21 protein-coding genes, 1 tRNA gene and 1 pseudogene are annotated in these 24,105 nt (G+C 50.6%); 12 read left to right on the top strand and 11 right to left on the bottom strand.

The window, feature by feature from the left end:
• Positions 1–32 precede the first annotated feature (32 nt).
• Positions 33–3,398, top strand: coding sequence for a miniconductance mechanosensitive channel MscM (mscM, locus tag IEV89_RS09755; RefSeq protein WP_188472977.1), 3,366 nt, complete (start codon positions 33–35; stop codon positions 3,396–3,398).
• 123 nt (positions 3,399–3,521) lie between these two features.
• Here the strand turns inward: mscM and epmA are convergent, their stop codons facing one another.
• Entirely contained in the window at positions 3,522–4,499 is a 978-nt protein-coding gene (gene epmA, locus IEV89_RS09760) for an elongation factor P--(R)-beta-lysine ligase (protein ID WP_188472979.1), read from the bottom strand.
• A gap of 291 nt (positions 4,500–4,790) precedes the next feature.
• On the opposite strand from epmA, the gene frdA reads away from it, so the two are divergent.
• The 5 genes from frdA (at position 4,791) to blc (ending at position 8,735) form a co-directional block, all read left to right on the top strand.
• The gene (gene frdA / locus IEV89_RS09765) at positions 4,791–6,590 is read left to right on the top strand and encodes a fumarate reductase (quinol) flavoprotein subunit (protein ID WP_188472981.1); all 1,800 of its coding nucleotides are present in this window, start codon (positions 4,791–4,793) and stop codon (positions 6,588–6,590) included.
• Positions 6,583–7,317, top strand: coding sequence for a succinate dehydrogenase/fumarate reductase iron-sulfur subunit (locus IEV89_RS09770; protein ID WP_188472983.1), 735 nt, complete (start codon positions 6,583–6,585; stop codon positions 7,315–7,317). Before frdA ends, IEV89_RS09770 begins: the two co-directional genes overlap by 8 nt.
• 20 nt (positions 7,318–7,337) lie before the next feature.
• Positions 7,338–7,733, top strand: coding sequence for a fumarate reductase subunit FrdC (frdC, locus tag IEV89_RS09775; protein WP_188473277.1), 396 nt, complete (start codon positions 7,338–7,340; stop codon positions 7,731–7,733).
• 11 nt (positions 7,734–7,744) lie between these two features.
• Complete coding sequence (frdD, locus tag IEV89_RS09780) at positions 7,745–8,104, top strand: fumarate reductase subunit FrdD (RefSeq protein ID WP_188472985.1); 360 nt, start codon at positions 7,745–7,747, stop codon at positions 8,102–8,104.
• Positions 8,105–8,207: 103 nt separating this feature from the next.
• Positions 8,208–8,735, top strand: a complete 528-nt coding sequence (blc, locus tag IEV89_RS09785; protein WP_188472987.1) for an outer membrane lipoprotein Blc — start codon at positions 8,208–8,210, stop codon at positions 8,733–8,735.
• A gap of 79 nt (positions 8,736–8,814) precedes the next feature.
• Here blc and IEV89_RS09790 read toward each other — a convergent pair whose 3' ends face one another.
• From IEV89_RS09790 to efp, 3 genes are all read right to left on the bottom strand, one after another.
• Positions 8,815–8,949, bottom strand: coding sequence for an entericidin A/B family lipoprotein (locus tag IEV89_RS09790; protein ID WP_188472989.1), 135 nt, complete (start codon positions 8,947–8,949; stop codon positions 8,815–8,817).
• A 117-nt stretch (positions 8,950–9,066) separates the two neighbouring features.
• Complete coding sequence (locus tag IEV89_RS09795; RefSeq protein ID WP_188472991.1) at positions 9,067–9,195, bottom strand: entericidin A/B family lipoprotein; 129 nt, start codon at positions 9,193–9,195, stop codon at positions 9,067–9,069.
• Between the two features lie 92 nt (positions 9,196–9,287).
• Positions 9,288–9,854, bottom strand: coding sequence for an elongation factor P (efp, locus tag IEV89_RS09800; protein ID WP_188472993.1), 567 nt, complete (start codon positions 9,852–9,854; stop codon positions 9,288–9,290).
• A 37-nt stretch (positions 9,855–9,891) separates the two neighbouring features.
• Here efp and epmB point away from each other — a divergent pair, with 37 nt between their 5' ends.
• The gene (gene epmB, locus IEV89_RS09805; protein ID WP_188472995.1) at positions 9,892–10,920 is read left to right on the top strand and encodes an EF-P beta-lysylation protein EpmB; all 1,029 of its coding nucleotides are present in this window, start codon (positions 9,892–9,894) and stop codon (positions 10,918–10,920) included.
• An 86-nt stretch (positions 10,921–11,006) separates the two neighbouring features.
• Here epmB and IEV89_RS09810 read toward each other — a convergent pair whose 3' ends face one another.
• The 4 genes from IEV89_RS09810 to IEV89_RS09825 form a co-directional block, all read right to left on the bottom strand.
• Positions 11,007–11,351, bottom strand: a complete 345-nt coding sequence (locus IEV89_RS09810; protein ID WP_188472997.1) for a DUF4156 domain-containing protein — start codon at positions 11,349–11,351, stop codon at positions 11,007–11,009.
• A 291-nt stretch (positions 11,352–11,642) separates the two neighbouring features.
• A complete protein-coding gene (gene groL / locus IEV89_RS09815) occupies positions 11,643–13,289 on the bottom strand; it encodes a chaperonin GroEL (protein WP_188472999.1) in 1,647 nt (548 codons plus the stop codon).
• Positions 13,290–13,339: 50 nt separating this feature from the next.
• Complete coding sequence (locus tag IEV89_RS09820; protein WP_009636718.1) at positions 13,340–13,633, bottom strand: co-chaperone GroES; 294 nt, start codon at positions 13,631–13,633, stop codon at positions 13,340–13,342.
• 214 nt (positions 13,634–13,847) lie between these two features.
• Positions 13,848–14,339, bottom strand: a complete 492-nt coding sequence (locus tag IEV89_RS09825; RefSeq protein ID WP_188473001.1) for an FxsA family protein — start codon at positions 14,337–14,339, stop codon at positions 13,848–13,850.
• A 374-nt stretch (positions 14,340–14,713) separates the two neighbouring features.
• Between IEV89_RS09825 and aspA the strand changes: the two genes are divergently transcribed.
• The 5 genes from aspA to IEV89_RS09850 all read left to right on the top strand — a co-directional run bounded on the left by aspA (position 14,714) and on the right by IEV89_RS09850 (position 20,353).
• Entirely contained in the window at positions 14,714–16,150 is a 1,437-nt protein-coding gene (aspA, locus tag IEV89_RS09830; RefSeq protein WP_188473003.1) for an aspartate ammonia-lyase, read from the top strand.
• 139 nt (positions 16,151–16,289) lie between these two features.
• A complete protein-coding gene (locus IEV89_RS09835; protein ID WP_188473005.1) occupies positions 16,290–17,591 on the top strand; it encodes an anaerobic C4-dicarboxylate transporter in 1,302 nt (433 codons plus the stop codon).
• 203 nt (positions 17,592–17,794) lie between these two features.
• Positions 17,795–19,531, top strand: coding sequence for a protein-disulfide reductase DsbD (locus IEV89_RS09840; RefSeq protein WP_188473007.1), 1,737 nt, complete (start codon positions 17,795–17,797; stop codon positions 19,529–19,531).
• Positions 19,532–19,574: 43 nt separating this feature from the next.
• On the top strand, positions 19,575–20,150 hold the full coding sequence (gene dicD / locus IEV89_RS09845; RefSeq protein ID WP_188473009.1) for a division control transcriptional repressor DicD: 576 nt from the start codon (positions 19,575–19,577) through the stop codon (positions 20,148–20,150).
• Positions 20,151–20,277: 127 nt separating this feature from the next.
• A tRNA-Phe gene (locus IEV89_RS09850) sits at positions 20,278–20,353 on the top strand.
• Positions 20,354–20,622: 269 nt separating this feature from the next.
• On the opposite strand, the gene IEV89_RS09855 is transcribed toward IEV89_RS09850, so the two are convergent.
• The 3 genes and pseudogenes from IEV89_RS09855 to IEV89_RS22105 form a co-directional block, all read right to left on the bottom strand.
• Positions 20,623–21,582 carry a tyrosine-type recombinase/integrase gene (locus tag IEV89_RS09855; protein WP_188473011.1) on the bottom strand — a complete coding sequence of 320 codons (960 nt, stop codon included), beginning with the start codon at positions 21,580–21,582 and terminating at the stop codon, positions 20,623–20,625.
• Between the two features lie 40 nt (positions 21,583–21,622).
• A complete protein-coding gene (locus IEV89_RS09860) occupies positions 21,623–23,116 on the bottom strand; it encodes a TraI domain-containing protein (RefSeq protein WP_188473019.1) in 1,494 nt (497 codons plus the stop codon).
• 798 nt (positions 23,117–23,914) lie between these two features.
• Positions 23,915–24,037, bottom strand: a pseudogene (locus tag IEV89_RS22105) (hypothetical protein); the annotation flags it as partial.
• Positions 24,038–24,105 lie beyond the last annotated feature (68 nt).

Here is a 24,105-nt window from a genome sequence, read left to right on the forward strand (position 1 = left end):
TCCCTGCCCCAAAATATTAAAGGAAATATTGAGTGCGTCTGATCCCTGCGTTACTGATGAGTTTACTGCTGGCCCTGCCGATGATAGCCAGCGCGGCACCGTCGGAGAGTCAGCTCAAACAAGAGCTGAAACAGGCTGAAGCCAATAAGGAAATGGCAAATCAGGCGCAGGTGGTCGAAGCATTACAAAGCGCACTGAACTGGCTGAGTGAAGCGCGTGCCTCAACGGTACGCGCCGAACAGTATCAAAAAGTGATCGATGACTTCCCTAAGCTGACTCAAGGTTTGCGCCAAGAGTTACAAGCGCAGGGTGATACGCCACTGCCGGTCGATAACACCCTGACGGCTGCTCCGTTGGACCAGCAAATCCTGCAGGTCAGCAGCCAACTGCTGGAAGAGGCCCGCCAGTTGCGACAGGAGCAGGACCGCTCGCGCGACATCAGCGATTCCCTCAGCCAAATCCCGCAGCAGCAGTCAGAAGCGCGCAATGCGCTCAGTGATATTGAACAACGCATACAGTCAAGCGTGACATCCGGCAATACTTCGCAACTTAGCCAGGCACAGATGAATGCTTTACAGGCTGAGTCTGCCGCGCGGAAAGCCAAAGTAGATGAGCTGGAGCTAGCTCAGCTTTCCGCGAGCAACCGACAAGAATTGTCGAGAATGCGCGCCGATTTGTACAAAAAACGCCACGATCATCTCGATCAACAACTTCAGACGTTACGCAATAACCTCAACAGCCAGCGCCAGCGCGAAGCCGAGCAAGCTATCGAAAAAACCGAGCTGCTGGCAGAACAAAGCGGTGAGCTTCCCGCCTCAATCAACAAGCAGCTACAAGCCAATCGCGAACTCTCTCTGGCGTTGAACCAGCAAGCGCAGCGCATGGACTTGCTCTCTTCCCAACAACGTCAGGCTGCCGCCCAAACCCTGCAGGTCCGACAGGCACTGAGCACTATCCGCGAGCAGGCACAGTGGCTGGGCGCATCAAATCTGCTGGGCGAAACCCTGCGTGCGCAGGTGGCGAAATTACCTGATGTACCCAAACCGCAGCAATTGGACCGGGATATGGGTCAGTTACGCGTTCAGCGCCTACACTACGAAGACCTGCTCGATAAACAGGCACTCTTCAGGCAGGCGCGTCAGGACGACGGCACACCGCTGACCGCCATACAGCAGAAAACCCTTAATGCGCAATTACGTACCCAAAGTGACTTACTCAATTCGTTGCTTTCCGGGTGTGACTCACAAATTTTGGAGCTCACCAAGCTGAAGGTGGCCAACAACCAACTGGTTGAAGCGCTCAATGATATTCATGAGGCCGCTCACCGCTACCTATTCTGGGTTGCTGACGTCAGTCCTATTAGCTTCTCTTATCCGCTGCAGGCAGCACATGACCTGACACGCCTGCTGTCGCTGGACACTCTGTCACAGCTCAGCAGCGCCTCGCTGATGATGGTTACCAGCAAAGAGACGTTAATCCCCTTGTTTGCTGCCCTGATTCTGGTGATTGTCAGCATCAGTTCGCGACGTCATTATTACGCGTTTCTGGAGCGATCCAGCAGTCGGGTGGGTAAAGTCACGCAGGACCATTTCTCACTGACAATGCGAACCGTGTTCTGGTCGATTCTGGTGGCACTACCGCTGCCGGTGCTGTGGGCTGCGCTTGGCTTTGGGCTGCAAAATGCCTGGCCTTACCCCATTGCCGTCGCTATTGGCGATGGGGTAACCGCCACCCTGCCTATCCTGTGGGCGTTTATGATAAGTGCCGCACTGGCACATCCGCAGGGATTGTTCGTGGCACACTTCGGTTGGCCACAGCGCGCGGTTTCCCGGGCGATGCGCTATTATATGATGTCAATTTGGCTTATCGTGCCGCTGATTATGGCGCTTATCACCTTCGATAACCTCAATGACCGTGAATTCTCCAACACCCTGGGCCGCTTATGCTTCATCCTGCTTTGTCTGGCGCTAAGCCTGGTAACCCATAGCCTAAAACGCGCCGGGATCCCACTCTATCTGGATAAGAAGGGTAATGGAGAAAACCTGCTCAACAATGCTCTCTGGTGGTTGCTGTTAAGCGCGCCAATGGCTGCTGCATTGGCATCACTCATGGGCTATCTGGCGACAGCGCAGGCGCTGCTGGCAAGGCTCGAAACATCAGTGGCCATCTGGTTCGTTCTGTTGGTGATTTATCATATTATCCGCCGCTGGATGCTTATTCAGCGGCGCCGGATTGCTTTTGAGCGTGCGAAACAGCGGCGTGCCGAAATGCTCAGCCAACGCGCACGCGGTGAAGAAGAGTCGCAACACGCTAACAGTAACGAAGGCACCGTCGAGATCGAAGAGCCCGAAGTGGATCTCGATACGATCAGCGCCCAGTCTCTGCGTTTGGTGAGATCTATTCTGACCATGATCGCGTTTGTTTCTGTGATCTTCCTGTGGTCAGAGATCCACTCAGCATTCTCCTTCCTTGAAAATATCCATCTCTGGCAGGTCTCTTCCGTCAATCAGGGGGTGGAAAGCATGCAGCCGATCACCCTCGGCGCAGTGTTGATCGCCATTTTGGTATTGATCATCACCACACAGTTGGTGCGAAATCTGCCTGCGCTGCTGGAACTGGCGCTACTGCAGCATCTTGATCTCTCGCCCGGCACCGGCTACGCCATTCTCACGATCACCAAGTACGTGCTGATGATCGTAGGTGGCGTGAGTGCTTTCTCACTATTAGGGATCGAATGGGCAAAGTTACAGTGGCTGATCGCAGCACTCGGTGTTGGTCTTGGTTTTGGTTTGCAGGAGATCTTCGCCAACTTTATTTCTGGTCTGATCATTTTGTTCGAAAAACCGATCCGCATCGGTGATACCGTGACGATCCGCAACCTCACGGGTAGCATCACGAAGATCAATACCCGTGCAACCACCATCGCTGACTGGGATCGTAAAGAGATCATTGTTCCAAACAAGGCGTTTATCACCGAACAGTTTATCAACTGGTCGTTGTCTGACTCGGTTACTCGTGTGGTATTAACCGTTCCAGCCCCTTCAGAGGCTAACAGCGAGGAAGTCTCTCAGATCCTGCTTAGCGCGGCGCATCGCTGTTCGCTGGTACTTGATAACCCCGCACCAGAAGTCTATCTGGTCGATTTGCAGCAAGGTATTCAGATCTTCGAACTGCGTATGCACGCAGCCGAGATGGCACACCGTATGCCACTACGCCATGAAATCCACCAACTGATCCTGGCAGGCTTCCACGAGCACGGCATCATATTGCCGTTCCCTCCATTCCAGGTCCGTATGGAAACGCTACGCCGGGCGCAAAATGGCAGCAACGCGACGTTCACTACCTCCAGCAGCGGTAACATGACCAGCAGTAGTGCGCGCTCAGCGGGTGATTTGTAATCTAACTCAAGACACCTGACTGACTGAGTTACCCACTAAAAGACAACTAAAAGACAAAAGGCCGGCAATTCACATTGCCGGCCTTTTGTAACAACGTCTTCTGGATTCCAGAATATTCCCCTTTTAGGCTCTCATCACCGGGAATGCCAGGATCTCGCTGAGGCTATCGGCACCTAACGCAATCATAATCAGGCGGTCAACGCCCAGCGCCACACCGGAACATTCTGGCATACCGTGTTCCAGCGCATCGAGCAGGTTGTTATCTACAGGCTGCACCGGTAAACCGCGCACGGAACGCTTCTGGTTGTCCTGCGCAAAACGCTGACGCTGCTCTTTGCTGTCGGTCAACTCGCGGAAACCATTCGCCAGTTCGACGCCTTTGTAATAAACCTCAAAGCGCTCCGCCACTCGGTGATCTTCGGTACTAATTTCAGCCAGAGAAGCCTGTGTGGCGGGGAAGTGGTAAACAAACGTCGGTTTATCGCGGCCTATATGCGGCTCAACACCCATGGTGAACAGCAGCTGCAACAGCGTGTCGCGGTCCTCTTCGGTGTCAGCAATGTTCGACAGATCGAGTTTTGCTGCCGCTTCACGCAACTGGGTTTTGTCGGCCGAAAGCGGGTCAACATCGAGATGACGAGTAAACGCCTGCTGGTAAGAAAGCGTTTCTGCCGTTTCGCAGTCCAGCACTTGTTGCAGAAAGTCATCCACTTCATTCATCAAACGGTACATGTCATAACGCGGGCGGTACCACTCCAGCATAGTGAATTCAGGATTGTGGTGACGCCCCGCTTCTTCATTGCGAAAACTTTTACCCATCTGATAAATCGGCCCACTGCCCGCTGCCAGCAACCTTTTCATGTGGTATTCAGGGCTGGTCATCAGATACAGTGTCATGCCATCAGCTGCACCTGGCCCTACAAACCGCGTGGTGAAAGGCACCAGATGAATATCGGTGACTGTCGCCTGGCTCATCGCCGGCGTTTCTACTTCTAATACGCCACGATCGGCAAAAAAACGTCGAATCTCAGCGACGATTGCCGCGCGCTTCAACAAATTGGCGATAGGAGCACTGGGTTGCCAGCTTGCTGTTTCGCTCATGGTTCTTAACTCCGAAGTGAGAAAGGGCATGCAGTCTACCTGCATCCATAAAGGCAAACAAATATCTCATTCTGTGCCCCAAAGCGATAAGAGAAGAGATATAAAGCCGAAATCAGCATTTACATCAAATTCCCTGGTCTACCCCTTAGGTATAATAATCCCTTACAAAAAATAAGAATACTCACCTCTGAGACCGTACCTGCGTGCCATCAGAGTCAACGAAGCCATCAATAGTACTGGCTTCTCAAAGGGTCTTAAGGCCCAAAATCATGATGATAGTGGAGGAATGCAGTGCAAACCTTTAACGCCGACATTGTAATTATAGGCGCTGGTGGGGCTGGCTTACGTGCAGCCATAGCCGCAGCGGAAGCCAATCCCAGCCTTAACATTGCGCTGATATCTAAAGTTTACCCAATGCGCAGTCATACTGTGGCTGCAGAAGGTGGCTCGGCCGCTGTCACACAGGATCACGACAGCTTCGACTACCATTTTCAGGATACCGTATCCGGTGGTGACTGGCTCTGCGAACAGGATGTAGTGGATCATTTTGTCCACCAGTGTCCAAAAGAGATGGCACAACTCGAAATTTGGGGCTGCCCATGGAGCCGTAAAGAGGATGGGTCAGTCAACGTGCGGCGTTTCGGCGGTATGAAGATCGAGCGCACATGGTTTGCGGCTGATAAGACCGGCTTCCATATGCTGCATACACTGTTCCAAACCTCGCTGAAATACCCGCAAATCAAACGATTCGATGAGCATTTTGTTCTGGATATTTTAGTCGATGATGGCCGTGTTCATGGGCTGATTGCTATCAATATGATGGAAGGTACGCGGATACAAATTCGCGCCAACGCCGTGGTAATGGCTACCGGTGGCGCAGGCCGCGTTTATCGCTACAACACCAATGGTGGCATTGTTACCGGCGATGGCATGGGCATGGCATTCCGCCACGGTGTTCCGCTTCGTGATATGGAATTCGTGCAATATCACCCGACTGGCCTTCCCGGTTCAGGTATTTTGATGACGGAAGGTTGCCGTGGTGAAGGCGGTATTCTGATTAATAAAGAAGGCTACCGTTACTTGCAGGATTACGGTATGGGGCCGGAAACGCCATTGGGTGAGCCGAAGAACAAATATATGGAACTCGGCCCGCGTGACAAAGTGTCCCAAGCTTTCTGGCATGAGTGGCGTGCAGGTCGTACAGAATCGACCCCGCGCGGCGATGTGGTCTATCTCGACCTGCGCCATCTCGGTGAGAAGAAATTGCGGGAGCGTTTACCGTTTATCTGTGAACTGGCGAAAGCCTACGTCGGCGTTGATCCAATCAAAGAGCCGATCCCGGTACGTCCAACAGCGCACTACACCATGGGCGGTATTGAAACCAATGCTCAGTGTGAAACCCGTATCAAAGGCCTGTTTGCTGTAGGTGAGTGTTCATCCGTTGGCCTGCATGGTGCTAACCGCCTTGGCTCAAATTCACTCGCAGAACTGGTGGTGTTTGGTCGTATGGCCGGTGAACAAGCCGCGTTACGCGCAACTGAGCAAATCCCTTCAGCTAACAATGCCGCACTCGATGCGCAGGTTGCCGATGTTGAGAAACGCCTGGCAGATCTCATGGCACAGGAAGGCGACGAAAGTTGGGCAAAAATTCGCGATGAAATGGGCATGTCGATGGAAGAAGGCTGTGGGATTTATCGCACACCTGAACTGATGCAAAAAACCATTGATAAGCTGGCCGATCTGAAAGAACGCTTTAAACGGGTAAAAATCAAAGACACTTCAAGCGTCTTTAATACCGACCTGCTGTACACACTCGAACTGGGTTACGGGCTGGATGTTGCTGAATGCATGGCGCACTCTGCTTTCAACCGTAAAGAGTCTCGAGGTGCTCACCAACGTCTTGATGAAGGTTGCACAGAGCGCGATGACGTCAACTTCCTCAAACACACTTTGGCCTTCTACCAGCCCGACTCTGCTCCACGACTGGAATATGGCGAAGTGAAAATCACTACGCTGCCACCAGCCAAACGTGTTTATGGTGGCGAAGCCGAAGCTCAGGACAAAAAAAACAAGGAGCAATCTCATGGCTGAGTTGAAAAGCCGGAAAGTTGAGATCATGCGTTACAACCCAGAAACTGACAGTGCGCCGCATCCGGTAGTGTATGACGTACCTTTCGATGAGACGACATCACTTCTCGATGCCCTGGGCTACATCAAAGATAATCTTGCCCAAGATTTGTCCTACCGCTGGTCATGTCGTATGGCGATCTGCGGCTCATGCGGCATGATGGTCAATCGTATACCTAAACTGGCCTGTAAAACCTTCCTGCGTGAATACCCGGAGGGCATGCAGATCGAAGCTCTGGGCAACTTCCCGGTTGAACGCGATTTAGTGGTCGATATGACTCACTTCATCGAAAGTCTGGAGGCGATCAAACCTTATATCATTGGCAACACACGTGACACCGATCAGGGCCCAGGGAAACAAACGCCAGCACAGATGGAGAAATATCATCAATTCTCCGGCTGTATCAACTGCGGTTTGTGTTATGCCGCCTGTCCGCAATTCGGTTTAAACCCCGAATTCATTGGTCCTGCGGCCATCACGCTGGCGCACCGCTATAACCTCGACAACCGCGACCATGGCAAACAGCAGCGCATGCCGCAATTAAACGGCCAGAACGGCGTCTGGAGCTGCACATTTGTTGGTTACTGCTCCGAAGTCTGTCCGAAGCATGTTGATCCTGCGGCGGCTATTCAGCAAGGCAAAGTCGAAAGCATGAAAGACTTCATGATCGCGAGGCTTAGACCGCAATGAGGGAACCGAATATGATAAATATGCCAAGCAAACGTAAAGCTTACGTCCGAGAAATGAAGCCTAATTGGTGGCAAAAATCGGGATTTTACCGTTTTTATATGCTACGTGAAGGCACCGCGATTCCTGCGGTCTGGTTCAGCCTACTGTTGTTGGCCGGGCTGTTCTCACTCAAAAACGGTGCAGAAAGCTGGGTCAGTTTCGTCGGTTTTTTGCAAAATCCCATTGTGATGGCCATTAATTTGATCGCTCTGCTGGCAGCCTTACTACATACCAAAACCTGGTTTGAACTGGCACCGAAAGCATCAATTATCATCGTTAAAGGCCAGAAAATGGGGCCGGAGCCGGTGATTGCCGCCTTTTGGGCAATCACGGGTATTGCCACGCTGGCTATTCTGGCTATCGCCCTATTCTATTAATGGAGGAGATAATGAATAAAATGCTTCCAAAACGCTCTGATGAGCCTGTTTTCTGGGGCCTATTCGGCGCAGGCGGTATGTGGAGTGCCATTTTTGCTCCAGTGATGATCCTGCTGGTGTGCTTTCTGTTACCGCTGGGTTTATTCCCAGGTGATGCGCTGAGTTATCCGCGCATCATGACTTTTGCACACAGTTGGATCGGGCAATTATTCCTATTGCTGATGATCGTTCTACCTTTGTGGTGCGGCCTGCACCGGATCCACCACGCCATGCATGATGTAAAGATCCATGTCCCGGCAGGCAAATGGGTGTTCTACGGATTGGCATCCATCCTCACCATCGTGACTATTATTGTTTTGATTAGAATTTAATCTTTCCTCACGGCCCGACCCTCGGGCCGTTTTCCCGCCGTTGTATTGCCTCTTTCCCTCATTATTACCTACACTTAGAGAACACCCTAAGGAAGGAACTGTCATGCGTATTTGGTCAAAACTCAGCGTTGTACTGTCGGCGGTCATGTCGGTCGCCTGCAGCATCACGCCGCCTTCCGACGTAAAAGTCGTTAATAACTTTGAATTAAACCGCTATCTCGGTACCTGGTATGAAGTGGCGCGACTGGATCACAGCTTTGAAAGTGGATTAGAGCAGGTTACAGCCAATTATAGTCTGCGCGAAGACGGCGGTGTAAAAGTCATAAACCGCGGTTTCAACCCGGAAAAACAGAAGTGGCAGGAAAGTGAAGGCAAAGGCTATTTCACCGGACCGAATACCCGCGCGGCGCTTAAAGTCTCCTTCTTCGGCCCGTTCTATGGCGGATATAACGTCATCGAACTCGACAAGGATTACCAATATGCGCTGGTGTGTGGACCGGATAAAAGCTATCTGTGGATTTTATCACGTACACCGACACTCAGTGATGGAGTGAAGCAGAAGTTGCTCAACACAGCTCAGCAATACGGCTTTGATACCCATCAGTTAGTGTGGGTTAAACAACACGAGTGAGCGTAGCGGAAAAAGAGGTGCTGCCTGCATGCTACTGCAAGCAGCATCTACATTAAGCGGGGATTTTAGACGCAAATTATTATTGCGCGCTTTTTTGGATAGCTTTTCCACCAGCAGAAACATCCTCACCCACACCACGAGTGGTGTTACAGGCAGTCAATGCACTGGACAGCACCAAAACAGACAAAACAGTGAGAATACCTTTCTTCAGCATATAAATTTCCTTCCTATAAGAGAATGTAAAGTATGACCACTTAAGTGTAGTAAAAAAAAAGCAACGCAAGGTTTAAATGAGGATTTTAGGAAAGAGAGAAAATTGCGGCTGAAGGGATCAACTCTTTCTGGAGATAGCGCCACCCAGATGCTGGATATCTTCACCAAAGCCGTGAACGGTATTACAGCCACTTAGGATAGCTAGCAGCAATACAGAAACCATGATAAACACCATTTTCTTCAACATCGTTAAAGTAATCCACCGAAAAAGTGATGAGTTGAAAGTCACGGTAGGTTTAAATCTACCGTGACTTTCGCTGGCGTTATGTCGTTGTCGACTTACTTAACGCGGGAAACATATTCGCCAGAGCGGGTGTCACAACGGACAATTTCGCCGATCTGCACGAACAATGGGACCTTAACTACTGCGCCGGTACTCAACGTAGCAGGCTTGCCGCCGGTGCCCGCAGTATCACCTTTCAGACCTGGGTCCGTGTCGACGACTTCTGCTTCGATAAAGTTCGGTGGCTGAACAGCGATAGGACGGCCGTCCCACAGAGTGATGATACATTCCGCATTGTCCTGCAGCCATTTCGCCGCATCAGCAACAGGTTTAGCATCAACCTGGTGTTGTTCGAAAGTCTCAGGGTGCATAAAGTGATAGAACTCACCATCGTTGTAGAGGTAAGTCATGTTGGTATCTACCACGTCTGCACCTTCGCAGGAATCCGTAGATTTGAAGGTTTTTTCTACACGTGAACCTGTCAGCAGACGACGCATTTTCACACGTGCAAAAGCCTGACCTTTGCCTGGTTTTACGAACACACTGTCTTCGATAGCGTAAGGCTCGCTTTCGAACATGATTTTAAGACCCGGACGGAAATCGTTGCTAGAATAAGTCGCCATGATGGCCCTCTAATTTTAAACTGGTATTAGCCAAAAAATGGCAAACATTGTAACCCTAAATACGCCATTTAGAGAAGATTGGTTGTATCAACTCGGCGATGTTATTACAGACCCGGATGAACTGCTTACTCTTCTGGCACTTAACGATAATGCAGAGCTGCAAAAAGGGCGTGATGCCCGTCGTTTGTTCCCGCTACGTGTTCCGCGTACCTTTGTTGCGCGCATGCAACCGGGTAATCCGCACGATCCTCTACTGTTGCAGGTCCTGACCGCACGCGAGGAGTTTATCACCGCGCCGGGCTTTACGACCGACCCTCTGGACGAGCAACGCAGCGTCGTCCCGGGACTTTTGCACAAATATAGTAATCGCGCATTGTTGCTGGTCAAAGGCGGTTGTGCGGTGAACTGCCGCTACTGCTTTCGCCGTCATTTTCCGTATCAGGAAAACCAGGGAAATAAAGCCAATTGGGTTCAGGCGCTGGATTATATCCGCACACACCCTGAACTCGATGAAATTATTTTCTCAGGTGGTGATCCCCTGATGGCGAAAGATCACGAACTTGACTGGTTGATCACAGAGTTGGAGGCCATAACGCATATCAAACGGCTGCGGATCCATAGTCGCTTACCGGTTGTGATCCCGTCACGCATTACGCCAGCACTCTGTCAGCGCCTTCGCGAATCACGCTTACAGGTGCTCATGGTGACGCATATTAATCACGCCAACGAGATTGATGAAGAACTGTGCAATAGCATGTCAAAGCTGAAGCAATCAGGAGTAACGCTGCTTAATCAAAGCGTGTTGTTGCGCGGTGTTAATGACTGCGCCGATACTCTTGCGCAACTGAGCAACGCATTGTTCAATGCGGGGATCCTGCCGTATTACATTCATGTGCTGGATAAGGTGCAAGGTGCTGCGCATTTCATGGTCGGCGATGATGAAGCACGGATGATCATGAAAGGACTGATGGGCAAGGTTTCCGGTTATATGGTGCCTAAGCTGACGCGTGAGATCGGCGGTGAGCCAAGTAAAACCATTCTGGATTTGCGACTCAAGCAGTCCTGAATTGGCTGAAAGTCAGGATCAAAAAGGGATGCCCGGTGGCATCCCTTTTACTATTTCGTGTATTGCTCAGGAGAAAGCCCGCCCGCTTAAGGACACTTATACACCTGGCCAACCATTTTGCTGTCTACCGGCACGAAACTGGACAGTAAATTTTGTGTCGGACTGTTTGCACCATAAATAGTGTTGCCACCCATTGATGCCGCTTTGTTACGCAGGTCGTTTGCCGCGCCGCGCATTGAGCTGCCGTCACCGCCACTGCCTGAGAACCAATTGCTTTGCGCACCAGTAACATCACCGATCAGCTGGCATTCGCTGCCAGGTTTAGTATCGGTGAATTTTACCTGCTGGCCCGCTGCATCAAGTTGATGAGTGGTACTGCACCCGGCAAGCAGCATGGCAGCTGACAGGCCCAGTAACATTTTAATCCGCATCACTTTCCCCATTTGATATTGAAATCTCTTAAAGCCTATCAGAGAACGCTTGGCTCTCTTAGGCATCCGTTGCCACGTTTACCTAGTGTTCAACGCGTTACCTGAGATAAACAGGCAATGGCGATAGGCTACAGTTTACACGTTAAACTCCAGAGACAATGAGAGTTATCTTACTGAATCGGGCGAAAAAAGGTCAAATAAAGAAACCCGGCCATAAATGACCGGGTTTCTTCAACATACAAAAGGCTTTCGCCATTCATACGCCTAGCGGATAAACGCCAAGGGGATGATTTACATCATGCCGCCCATGCCGCCCATTCCACCCATACCGCCAGCACCGCCCATGTCGCCTTTATCATCTTTCGGCAAGTCGGTGATCATGCACTCAGTGGTGATCATCAAGCCAGCAACAGAAGACGCGAACTGCAAAGCAGAACGGGTAACTTTAGTTGGATCCAGGATACCCATTGCGATCATGTCGCCGTATTCTTCGGTGTAAGCGTTGTAGCCGAAGCTGCCTTCACCTGCTTTCACTTTATTTGCGATAACAGAGGCTTCTTCACCGGCGTTAACGACGATCTGACGCAGTGGAGATTCCATCGCGCGCAGAGCAACACGGATACCGACGTTCTGGTCTTCGTTGTCGCCTTTCAGGCCAGCCAGAGTGTGAGCAACGCGGATCAGCGCAACACCACCACCAGCAACCACACCTTCTTCAACAGCAGCACGGGTAGCGTGCAGTGCATCTTCAACGCGGGCTTTCTTCTCTTTCATTTCAACTTCAGTCGCTGCGCCTACTTTCAGAACGGCTACGCCGCCTGCCAGTTTAGCCACACGCTCTTGCAGTTTTTCGCGATCGTAATCAGAGGTCGCTTCTTCGATCTGCTGACGGATCTGAGAAACACGGCCCTGAATGGTCGCTTCTTCGCCAACACCGTCGATGATGATGGTGGTGTCTTTGTTGATAACAACGCGCTTAGCCTGACCCATGTCTTCCAGCGTCGCTTTTTCCAGCTCCAGACCAATCTCTTCAGAGATAACGGTACCGCCAGTCAGGGTTGCGATGTCCTGCAACATAGCTTTACGACGGTCGCCGAAGCCTGGTGCTTTAACCGCAGCCACTTTCACGATGCCACGCATGGTGTTCACTACCAGAGTCGCCAGGGCTTCGCCTTCAACGTCTTCAGCAATGATCAGCAGTGGTTTACCGGCTTTAGCAACAGCTTCCAGTACTGGCAGCATTTCGCGGATGTTAGAAATCTTTTTGTCAGCCAGCAGAATGAACGGGCTTTCCAGTTCGATTGAACCGGTTTCTGGTTTGTTGATGAAGTACGGAGACAGATAACCGCGGTCGAACTGCATACCTTCAACCACGTCCAGCTCGTCTTGCAGGCCGGTGCCTTCTTCAACAGTAATAACGCCTTCTTTGCCAACTTTTTCCATCGCTTCAGCGATCAATTTACCGACGGTTTCATCGGAGTTAGCAGAGATAGTCCCTACCTGTGCGATAGCTTTAGAATCTGAGCAAGGCACTGACAGTTTTTTCAGTTCTTCAACTGCGTGGATGACAGCTTTGTCGATCCCGCGTTTCAGGTCCATTGGGTTCATGCCAGCAGCAACGGCTTTTAAGCCTTCGGTGATGATGGCTTGTGCCAGAACAGTTGCGGTAGTGGTACCGTCACCCGCTGCATCATTCGCTTTGGACGCGACTTCTTTCACCATCTGTGCGCCCATGTTTTCGAACTTGTCTTCCAGTTCGATTTCACGTGCAACAGAGACACCATCTTTAGTGATGGAGGGTGCGCCGAATGATTTGTCCAGGACAACGTTACGGCCTTTAGGACCCAGGGTAACTTTAACTGCATCAGCAAGGATGTTTACGCCACGCAACATTTTTACACGAGCGTCGTTGCCGAATTTTACGTCTTTAGCTGCCATTGTTATTTACCTTCAATTCGTTCAGTTCAGAAAAAGTGATCGGGAGCGGATTATGCTTCGACGATGGCCAGAATGTCGCTTTCAGACATGATCAACACTTCTTCATTGTCGATCTTCTCTGCTTTCACGCCGTAACCGTCGTTGAAAATAACGATGTCGCCAACTTTGACGTCCAGCGCTTTCACTTCACCATTTTCCAGGATGCGACCATGACCGACGGCAAGGATTTCACCGCGGGTAGATTTACCAGCAGCAGAGCCAGTCAGAACGATGCCGCCAGCGGATTTAGATTCAACTTCTTTACGCTTGACGATAACACGGTCATGCAATGGACGAATTTTCATTGATAACTCTCCTGTGAGCGGGGTCCATAACTATTTTAGGTTTGAATGCCTGGCAGTCATCTGCCCGGCCTCGTGGTTTGTTTAATGGGGGCGTTACGCCGTCCTTCAAGGGGAGAAAACAAAAAAACATTTTTTCTTTTCCATTTCAAAGATCATTTAGTCGACGCTTGAAATGCCCTTTTCAACAATAATTCAACAAGTAACACCGCGAATCTTAACGATCACGACGATCAATGTCGTCCTCTTTTTCAGGCGAAACCAGACGCTCTTGGTGTTCTTCGGTACGTTTAAATTCACCCTCGAAAGTATTTCCGGTCGGCTGGCTTTTTCCCCAATTGCCGCCAGAACGAACAATATTGAGATGCGGCATCAGTTTTAGTGTCAAGGATTTCTGCACCGGCGGCAATAACAGTAACAGCCCCAGAAAGTCGGTAAAGAAGCCTGGAATCAACAGTAAGAAGCCAGCCATCACCAGTGATACACTTTTAACCATTTCGGCAGCCGGACTTTCGCCAGCAGCCAGTTTCTGCTGCAACTGCATAAAGGTTTTCATACCCTGATTTTTTACCAGCGACACCCCCACGCAGGAAGTGAAAACCACCAGCAGCAAGGTCATGGCGACACCAATAAAGGCGGCGACTTTGATAAATAGGGTTATTTCGATGTAAGCCAACAAAAATAATACCAGCAACGGTAACCAGCGCACCGCATTCTCCTTGTGATGAAGTCCCGGTTAGCCCAAAGCGGCACCATTCCAGAACTATAAAATAAGGCTTGGGGGATCTGCGAGATCGCAATGCCGCAAGCTTGTCTACAATGAAATGGTAGCGAAGGCCGCTGTTTTCAACCTGTGCTGAAGATTTAATTCACTGAGCGAATGATTTGTGAGAGTTCTCACAGATACAGAAATAGATGCCCCGTAACAGTGCAACAGAGTGATCTTAGGGTGTGCAATTCGCTAACAGCAGCATATGATCGCCCTCGTTGTAGCACGAACGGTTGATCGTTTTTAATTTCCCGCTGTTAGTAACATAATTATTAACATCACATAACGCGTTTCCGCACCAAGAGAAGGTTCTCATGTCAAATACGATTCGTATCGAGGAAGATCTGCTAGGTACTCGTGAAGTTCCGGCCGAGGCTTATTATGGAATTCACACCCTACGGGCAATTGAAAACTTCTACATCAGCAACACTAAAATCAGCGACGTGCCGGAATTTGTCCGGGGCATGGTGATGGTTAAAAAAGCAGCGGCGTTAGCGAATAAAGAATTACAGACAATCCCCCGTCATATCGCAGATATCATTGTTCAGGCCTGCGACGAAGTTCTCGATAAAGGCAAATGCATGGATCAGTTCCCGATTGACGTCTTTCAGGGCGGCGCGGGCACTTCGGTTAATATGAACACCAACGAAGTTCTGGCAAATATTGGCCTCGAACTGATGGGCCACCAGAAAGGTGATTATCAGTATCTGAGCCCGAACGACCATCTGAATAAATGTCAGTCCACCAATGATGCTTATCCAACCGGTTTCCGTATCGCGGTTTACGCCTCCTTACTGAAACTCATTGATGCGATTTCCCAACTTGGCGACGGTTTTGAGCATAAAGCTAAAGAGTTCCAAAACATCATCAAGATGGGCCGCACCCAGTTGCAGGACGCCGTACCGATGACACTGGGTCAGGAGTTCCATGCCTTTAATGTGCTGCTCAAAGAAGAAACCCGCAACTTACTGCGTACCGGCGAACTGCTGCTGGAAGTGAATCTCGGTGCGACCGCCATCGGTACTCGCCTGAATACCCCGGAAGGTTATCAGCAGTTGGCTGTAGGAAAGCTGGCGGAAATCAGCAATCTGGCCTGCGTACCCGCAGAAGACCTGATCGAAGCCACCTCAGACTGTGGAGCCTACGTTATGGTTCACAGTTCGCTTAAACGCCTTGCGGTTAAGCTGTCTAAAATCTGTAACGACTTACGCTTGCTCTCTTCAGGCCCTCGTGCTGGCTTGAATGAAATCAATCTGCCAGAGTTGCAGGCCGGTTCTTCCATCATGCCGGCCAAAGTTAATCCCGTTATCCCTGAAGTAGTAAACCAGGTCTGTTTTAAAGTTATCGGTAACGATATCTGCGTAACCATGGCAGCCGAAGCTGGCCAACTCCAATTGAACGTGATGGAACCGGTGATCGGCCAGGCAATGTTTGAATCCATCCATATTTTAACTAATGCCTGCTACAATCTGCTCGAAAAATGCATTAATGGCATTACGGCTAATAAAGAAATCTGCGAATTCTACGTATTCAATTCGATCGGTATCGTGACGTATCTAAACCCATTCATCGGCCACCACAATGGCGATATCGTGGGTAAGATATGCGCGGAAACGGGCAAGAGTGTACGGGAAGTGGTGCTGGAACGCGGGCTACTCACGGAAGCTGAGCTGGATGACATCTTCTCAATCGAGAACCTGATGCACCCTGCTTACAAAGCAAAACGCTATACAGATGAAAATGAACAGTAACAGAATAACCACGTAGCCACTCAAGGCTCGTTGTTCTCATGAACAGCGAGCCTTTTTACTTTGTACACAATAACAATTATACAACATCTCATTTTCATTTTATCTCATTGAGAGATACGGGAACAATGGACGGACAACTATGTTAATCATCGAATTTATTATTGTACTGGCAGCAATCTTTCTCGGCGCTCGTCTGGGAGGCATTGGTATCGGCTTTGCCGGAGGTATTGGGGTGCTGGCACTCGCGCTATGTGGCGTAAAGCCCGGCTCCATCCCTTTTGATGTTATTTCCATCATCATGGCCGTTATAGCAGCAATTTCAGTGATGCAAGTGGCCGGCGGAATGGACTATCTGGTCCAGCAAACCGAGAAACTGCTGCGCAAGAATCCTAAGCACATCACGATACTGGCTCCGATTGTCACTTACTTCCTAACCATCTTTGCCGGTACGGGCAACATTTCACTTTCAGCCCTACCGGTGATCGCAGAAGTGGCGAAAGAGCAAGGCATCAAACCTTGCCGACCGCTCTCGACCGCCGTAGTGGCTGCACAGATTGCCATCACTGCATCACCGATATCCGCCGCCGTGGTTTATATGTCGTCAGTCATGGAAGGCCATGGTGTCAGCTATCTGCACTTACTGATGGTCATGATCCCGTCAACACTCGCTGCCGTGATCGTGACGTCACTGATAGTAAGCTGGTGTTTCAGCGCCAAACTCTCTGATGATCCGATCTATTTGAAGCGTTATGAAGAAGGGTTGGTGCAGCTGCGAGGCGACCGTGTCACGGAGATCAAACCGGGTGCCCGGCTGTCGGTGTTGTTGTTCCTGCTGGGCGTCCTGACCGTGGTCGGTTATGCCGTGGTGAATAGCCCAAGCCTGGGTTGGGTTGGAACACCATTGATGAACACCACCAGTGCTATTTTAATCATCATGTTGAGTGTCGCGACGTTGATCACCTTGTTATGCCACATCAATACTGATGCCATCCTCTCGTCCAGCACATTCAAAACCGGTATGAGCGCCTGTATTTGTATCCTCGGCGTGGCATGGTTGGGTGATACCTTTGTGCAGGCGAATATGGATTGGATTAAAGAGACTGCTGGCGGGCTGATTCAATCCCATCCTTGGTTACTGGCGGTCATTTTCTTCTTTTGTTCCGCTCTGCTGTATTCCCAGGCTGCGACAGCGAAAGCCCTGATGCCACTTGCGCTAGCACTGAATGTCACGCCGCTAACGGCTGTGGCTTCATTTGCTGCCGTTTCCGGACTGTTTATTTTACCGACGTATCCGACATTGGTTGCAGCAGTGCAGATGGATGATACCGGTACGACAAGAATTGGCCGCTTTGTCTTCAACCATCCGTTCTTCATTCCGGGCACTATTGGGGTGTTCCTGTCGGTGCTTTTCGGATTCGGTCTTGGCAGCATCATTCTTTAATCGTCCTCGACAGGGGCTTCGGCCCCTGAAATAAGGGGTATTTCCCCTCATCTTACAAACCCTGACACTCCGACGCTTTCTGCTCACCGAATAGACGGGGTATAATCACATCCTGTCAATGCGCTTTGGCATGATGCCATCGCAGCCTTTTTAGATTCACCCAATGGCCCGTATACCGCCGCGAACTGAGATTAATGACCTGCATGGATTTTCGTCTGCCTCATATTTTATTGCTGTTTTTCAGTTTGTTTTTGCTGCCGCTTCATGCGCAGGCTTCGCTGTTTGATAAACCCGCCCATGCTCAGTTTGTGCCCGTTGATCAGGCTTTCGACTTCGATTTCCAGCAACAAGGGCCAAACCTAAAGCTGAATTGGAAGATCCGTGAAGGCTATTACCTTTACCGCGATAAAATTGAGCTGGTGGGCCATGAGGCGCAGCTGGCCGCATTTATTTTACCCAAGAGCCTTGAGCACCATGATGAGTTCTTCGGCAAGACTGAAGTCTATGAGAAACAACTCAGCCTAAGTGTTCCACTCCGCCAGGCCAGCAGCCAGGCTTCGCTCAAAGTGACCTATCAAGGTTGTGCGGCGGCGGGATTCTGCTATCCGCCAGAGACACGTGAAATCCCGCTTAACGAAGTCATTGAACAGACAGCAACATCAGATAGCTCAGTGGTTCCGTCTGTCAAAAGCCTTGATGTCACGCCTTCGCCACAAGTGACATCGTTGCCATTCTCCCCATTATGGGCATTGTTGATTGGTATCGGCATCGCCTTCACTCCTTGCGTACTACCGATGTATCCACTGATTTCCGGTATTATTCTGGGACGCCAGAGGCCACATAGCATGAAGCGTATTTTCCTGCTGGCGATGTTTTACGTACAGGGGATGGCACTGACCTACACCCTGCTTGGCATGGTGGTTGCGGCAGCCGGATTACAATTTCAGGCTGCCCTGCAAAGCCCTTGGGTGCTGATTACGCTGTCAGTCGCCTTTGTTGCACTGGCGCTGTCAATGTTTGGCATGTTCAGCCTGCAGTTGCCTTCATCGCTGCAAACCCGCCTGACACTCTGGAGTAACGATCAAAAAAGCGGTTCGCTGGCTGGCGTGTTTGTCATGGGCGCCCTCGCTGGGCTTATTTGCTCTCCCTGCACGACCGCGCCATTGAGCGCCATTTTGCTCTATATCGCCCAAAGCGGAAATCTATGGGCCGGTGGTGGAACGCTCTATCTTTATGCGCTGGGCATGGGGATCCCGTTGATTATCGTTACCCTGTTCGGTAATCGCCTACTGCCACGCAGCGGCCCGTGGATGCAATACGTCAAAGAGGGCTTCGGCTTTGTGATCCTGGCGCTACCCGTTTTCCTGCTCGAACGTATTATCGGTGATACATGGGGATTACGTCTGTGGAGCGCGCTGGGTATCGGATTCTTTGGCTGGGCATTATTCCTCAGTCTGAAAAGTCAGCACGGTGCAGTGCGCACTCTGCAACTCCTGCTGCTCGCCGCGGCGATGATTATCAGCCGGCCGTTGCAGGACTGGGCATTTGCTCCCGCGAATACAGCGATGACGACTCAGCATGCCCTCACTTTTCAGCCCATAAATAATGTTGATGAACTGAATGCGGCGCTAGAGACTGCGGGCGATAAACGAGTGATGCTTGACCTCTACGCTGACTGGTGTGTCGCCTGCAAAGAATTCGAGAAATATACTTTTACCGCACCACAGGTGCAGAATGAACTGCGAGATACAGTGCTATTGCAGGCTAATGTCACGCAAAATAACCCGCAACAAGTTGCGTTACTCAAACGGCTTGAGGTCCTGGGCCTGCCGACCATCCTATTCTTTGGTGCACATGGAAAAGAGTTGCCAGAATCACGTGTAACCGGCTTTATGGATGCAGCCCAATTCACCGGGCATTTGCAGAAACTCCAGCCTTAACCGACACTACTTTCTGAAGTACGCAAATTTTGAGGAGGCAAACGTGCTACGTGAACAGGTCCTTGACCAGACACTTAATCTTTTGGAACAGCGCGGTTTGGCCACACTGTCACTGGAGTCAATCGCGGAGCTGGTCAGTGTTCCGCTCAGTGATTTGCGCCGTTTCTGGCCCGATGCAGAGGCGCTGCTGTATGACAGTCTGCGTCATCATGGCGAACAAATTGATATCTGGCGACGCCAATTATTGCTTGATGACACGCTGAGCGCACCGCAGAAATTGCTGGCACGGTATAAAGTTTTAGATGAACAGGTTCGTTTGAACCGCTACCCAGGCTGCCTGTTTATCGCGGCATGCAGTTTCTACCCAGACAGCGAAGCGCCTATCCACCAGTTGGCTGAGAAGCAGAAACAGGCCTCTTACCAGTACACGCTGGAGCTATTGCAGGAAATGGGTTCAGACGATGCACAGATGGTTGCTGAGCAGATGGAGTTGATACTTGAGGGTTGTCTCAGCAAGCTGCTGGTCAAACGTCAGCTGCATGATGTCGCGGTTGCCAGACGGCTGGCTGAAGATGTACTCAACGTAGCGCGTTGCCGTGAACACGGTGCGTTGGCTTGATAAACAGGCAAAAATAATCTTTTCGTGACTTTCTTGCGTGAAAAGCCAGCAAACGAACTCTTTTTCTGGTATTTGTCGCATAAAGCCGTTGACGAGATACAGCCAATACGGTTTAATGCGCCCCGTTGCCCGGATAGCTCAGTCGGTAGAGCAAGGGATTGAAAATCCCTGTGTCCTTGGTTCGATTCCGAGTCCGGGCACCATCTTCAGAGCCTGTTCGTTAAGAGATGAGATCCTTAACGGGCATGAAAATAGTTCCCAAAATCAGAATCTGAGTTGTCGCGATAAGACACACAACTTGGTTGTTGAACAAAGGAACTTAAGAATCCGGAGTGTGCTGGCGGCGCACTCCGGATTTCTCACGTCCATCCGATAAGAATTCTGACAGTATCTAACCGGTAGTGTCAATCTTATGTAAAGAAAAGCTTCTATTTTTTGCTTTCAGTCACTTAGATTTAACTTAAGATTAATCCTATCTCGCAAAAACCTCTTCCACCGCAGTCCTCATGGCATCCAAATTCCCTTCCACATACTCCAATGTCACATTGACCGTTGAATGTCCCAGTAAAGCTTGAACCGTTCTCAGGTTTCTATCAGGAGATTTCATCATATTTGTGGCGATAGTGTGCCTGAAACGATGAGGTGAAATTTCTGAACGACATTCTTTCGACAGCCGGCGGAAAAAAGCTCGCAGGTGTTGGGGATCCATACAGCCTTGTGAATCAGTTCGCTTACTGGAAAACCGGGACACGTTGAAAAGTGGGTCTTCGGGTTTTGCTTCCAGCGCTAAAGACCTGTCATAAAGCACCTGCAGCCCGGGACGAAGCGCCCTGGCAATAGGGACAGCATGCTCACGATGGTTTTTTGCCGATTCTGCTCTGAGGTTAATGATCCCGGCCTCAAGGTTTATATCGCCAAGCTTCAGATTCAGAAGTTGGTTTTGCCGCATTCCTGTATATTTCAGAGTATCGAGCACCGTCAGCCAAAACCAGGCAGGCAGTAAGGCACACCGTCTTGGGTGTTGTACTGTGCCCATTCGCTCCGCTTCATCATAAGACTGCATGATGATATATATACTGCTCATCTGATTGGGTGTCAGCGTTTTCTTACGCTTAATGTCTGGTCGGGTCACGACACCGTTAAAAGGATTATCCCGAGCGGAGAGCATCCCCTTTTTTATGGCATGATTAAATATTGCTCTCATATGTGCGACTTTATTGTTCCAGGTACGTCTCGATAATTTCATCTCAGTAAGTACTTGCCGCCGCCAGAAGAGAACCAACTCTTTATTCACCTCTGCCGGAGTAATTTCAGGCCCGGTAAATTTGATAAATGACTTCAGTACTTTTTGATAACTCCATTCCGTCGCAGGTCTTAAATACTTCGAGAAAAAGTAATCTTCCAGAATGTGATCGTAATTAACATTATTCATTGTCATTATCCATTTCATGATTTTTAATAAAATTAGAATACTATCGATTTGGCGATAGCCATGAACTATCAGAAAGCACTACACCTTGCTTAAAGAGTTGTGAGGCTAAAATCATGTAGCCGGACATACGGGTAAAACGCCCCTCCCTGCCCTCACTCTCATATTTCCTGTAGATATATATTCCTTTGCCACTCCTTGAAAAATGTTTATTCAACGCTTCAAAGCTTTTTTGGATTTCGTCTTTATCGACCTTTATATTTTCCTGCGAGGCTATGTACCGGTAAAAACAATCCGGCGTCTGAATAAAGACGTACTGCGCCATGACGTGCAGCAGGCTGTCCTGCGCATTCACGCTGAGTGCCCCCTCCTCAATGGAATCAACCAGCCAGCTCCAGAAATATTCGCCCGATGTGAACACCTGGGCAGAAGCAGGCTGCGCTGCTGTCACCGTTGGCAAGTTATCAGCCTGATCCGCTTCCTCCGCTGTTTCAGCGCCGGTCATTTTATCCAGCAGCGTCAGCAATTCCCACGGAGTTCCTCCCTCTGATTGCACATCCGTTCCCGGGTCTGCATCCTTATCAGCCAGCCTGGATTGACTGATAGCAGAGACCAGTTCTGGCATGTCCGCAATGACAGACGCACTGCCCAGCGACGGGTTCTTATTGTCATCAATTGCAGTAGAAACAACGGGGTTAACAGGAATTTCAATAGTGAGGTGTTCGGCAGGATCAGAAGGGCCGCTCTGGCTTAAGGTTTCAGGATTATCTGTGGCCAATTTGACAGAAGACTGAGCAGATATGTCTTGAGCAAACAGTCCGCATTTTTCGCGGGCCTCACTCACAGCGGCATGAAGGATAGCACCGGCGGGCTTATTGCCCGACAGGTAAACCAACAATGCGTCAGCCAGTGCCGGCCAGCGAGCTACCCAGATAAGCCCCTCGTAAGGTAGCAGGCGATATGCAAATGCGGCAGCACGAACCGCTGAATTTGTGTCTTGGTCACAAAATTTCACCCGCCAGGGCGCATCAGGCTTCCCTAATCCAGGATACCAGCGGCGACCATCTTCATAGAAAGCCGCCATCTGTTCAAGGCTGCCCAGGTTATGCAGTAATGCTGCCCAAAAAATTACCGTACACCAGGCAGCGCTCTGCGCCGACTGCTCTTCCGGTGGTGCCCCTGGCGGCAACATCCACCCCCGGGATAACCTCACCGCGCAAACTGCCACCTCCAGCGCTTCATCCAGCATGCCGCCTTCGCGCGCGTAAGGTCCCGATGACGCAGCCGGCAGTTGCTGCAAGCTAACGGCCAGCTGTTTCACGGGCTCCAGCCAGAACGCTTCCCACACCGTTTTTGAAAAAGGGCTGTTGTCCCATAACTGTTGCAGCGCCTGTTTTCTGGGCCGCGAGGCCAGAAGCACATCTGCATTCTGCGGTGAAAACCATCCCCCGGCACTCGGGCTCTCTGATGCCTTACGCACCTGCGGTGCCGTCTCTACTTTCTGGACCTGAAATCTGCCCGCCATCCACTTCAGCATTGCCGCCCCCGTGTCAGTCATCTGTAAAGGAGCATTACGCTATGCTTTACCCCTGTCATGGCAAGCGGTAACTCTTTATTGGTTTCCTCCATTAACCCCTTGACCTTTATTTTTTAGATCTGCATGAAGAATTTTTGCAGGCCACGAGTCCCGGAACATGCATGAATGTGGCTTTTCCAAGAGGAGACACCGCCATGACATCGGATGCTGTTCCGCTGGCCACAATAGCTACCTGCTGGATGTTGATTTGCTTAGCACTCACAGCCCTCATCACTGGAGGCTCCTTCGCATCGGGCAGTCTGGTCGTATTCATCACACTCAGCTGTACGCCCGGGCTGTTCAACCCCCTGGCAAAGGTTGTGCTGTTTCTCAGGCCACGCCCCTTCGTATTGATGAAAAAGAGACACCGGGTATGGCTGCACCTCAACCCCTGGCTCGCTGTCGGCCAACCGGGGCTCAGGGATATGAACGGGTACTGGCGTGCCCTGACAGACACACTCCGCGCCGGCCTGGCAACGCCCAGGCATACGCTTATCCTGTCGTCTCATCTACTCAGTCCCCGACGAACAGCCCGGTTGTTACGACACTTCCCCGCAGAACACTATCGCTGCCACACCCTGAGCAGACCCGTCGGCCGCGCGGAACGTACAGGCTTGCAGATCGACACATTCCTGAAGGAATGGCGTTGGTACGCCCCCTCAATGCACTGCGGCGTCCTAATGATACGCAAAAAAGACAAGAGGCAATGACGACTATGCTGTCCTGGAAACTGATAAACGTCCCAGAACGTGCCTGCAGGAATGTCTGTGAGCCCCGATTGATCAGAGCCTTGTTGTAGGCTTTCCAGTTTGTGATTTTGAACTTTTGTTTTGCCACGTGATAACGCCAGAGTGGGCAGGAATGTGGTGAGCTGATCCTGATTGTGGCCAAAAGTTCGATTTAATCAACAAAGCCGATGGCATGCCTGAAAGTGTACGGATTGAGTGAGG

This window comes from Hafnia psychrotolerans, from assembly GCF_014639435.1.
Taxonomy (GTDB): domain Bacteria; phylum Pseudomonadota; class Gammaproteobacteria; order Enterobacterales; family Enterobacteriaceae; genus Ewingella; species Ewingella psychrotolerans.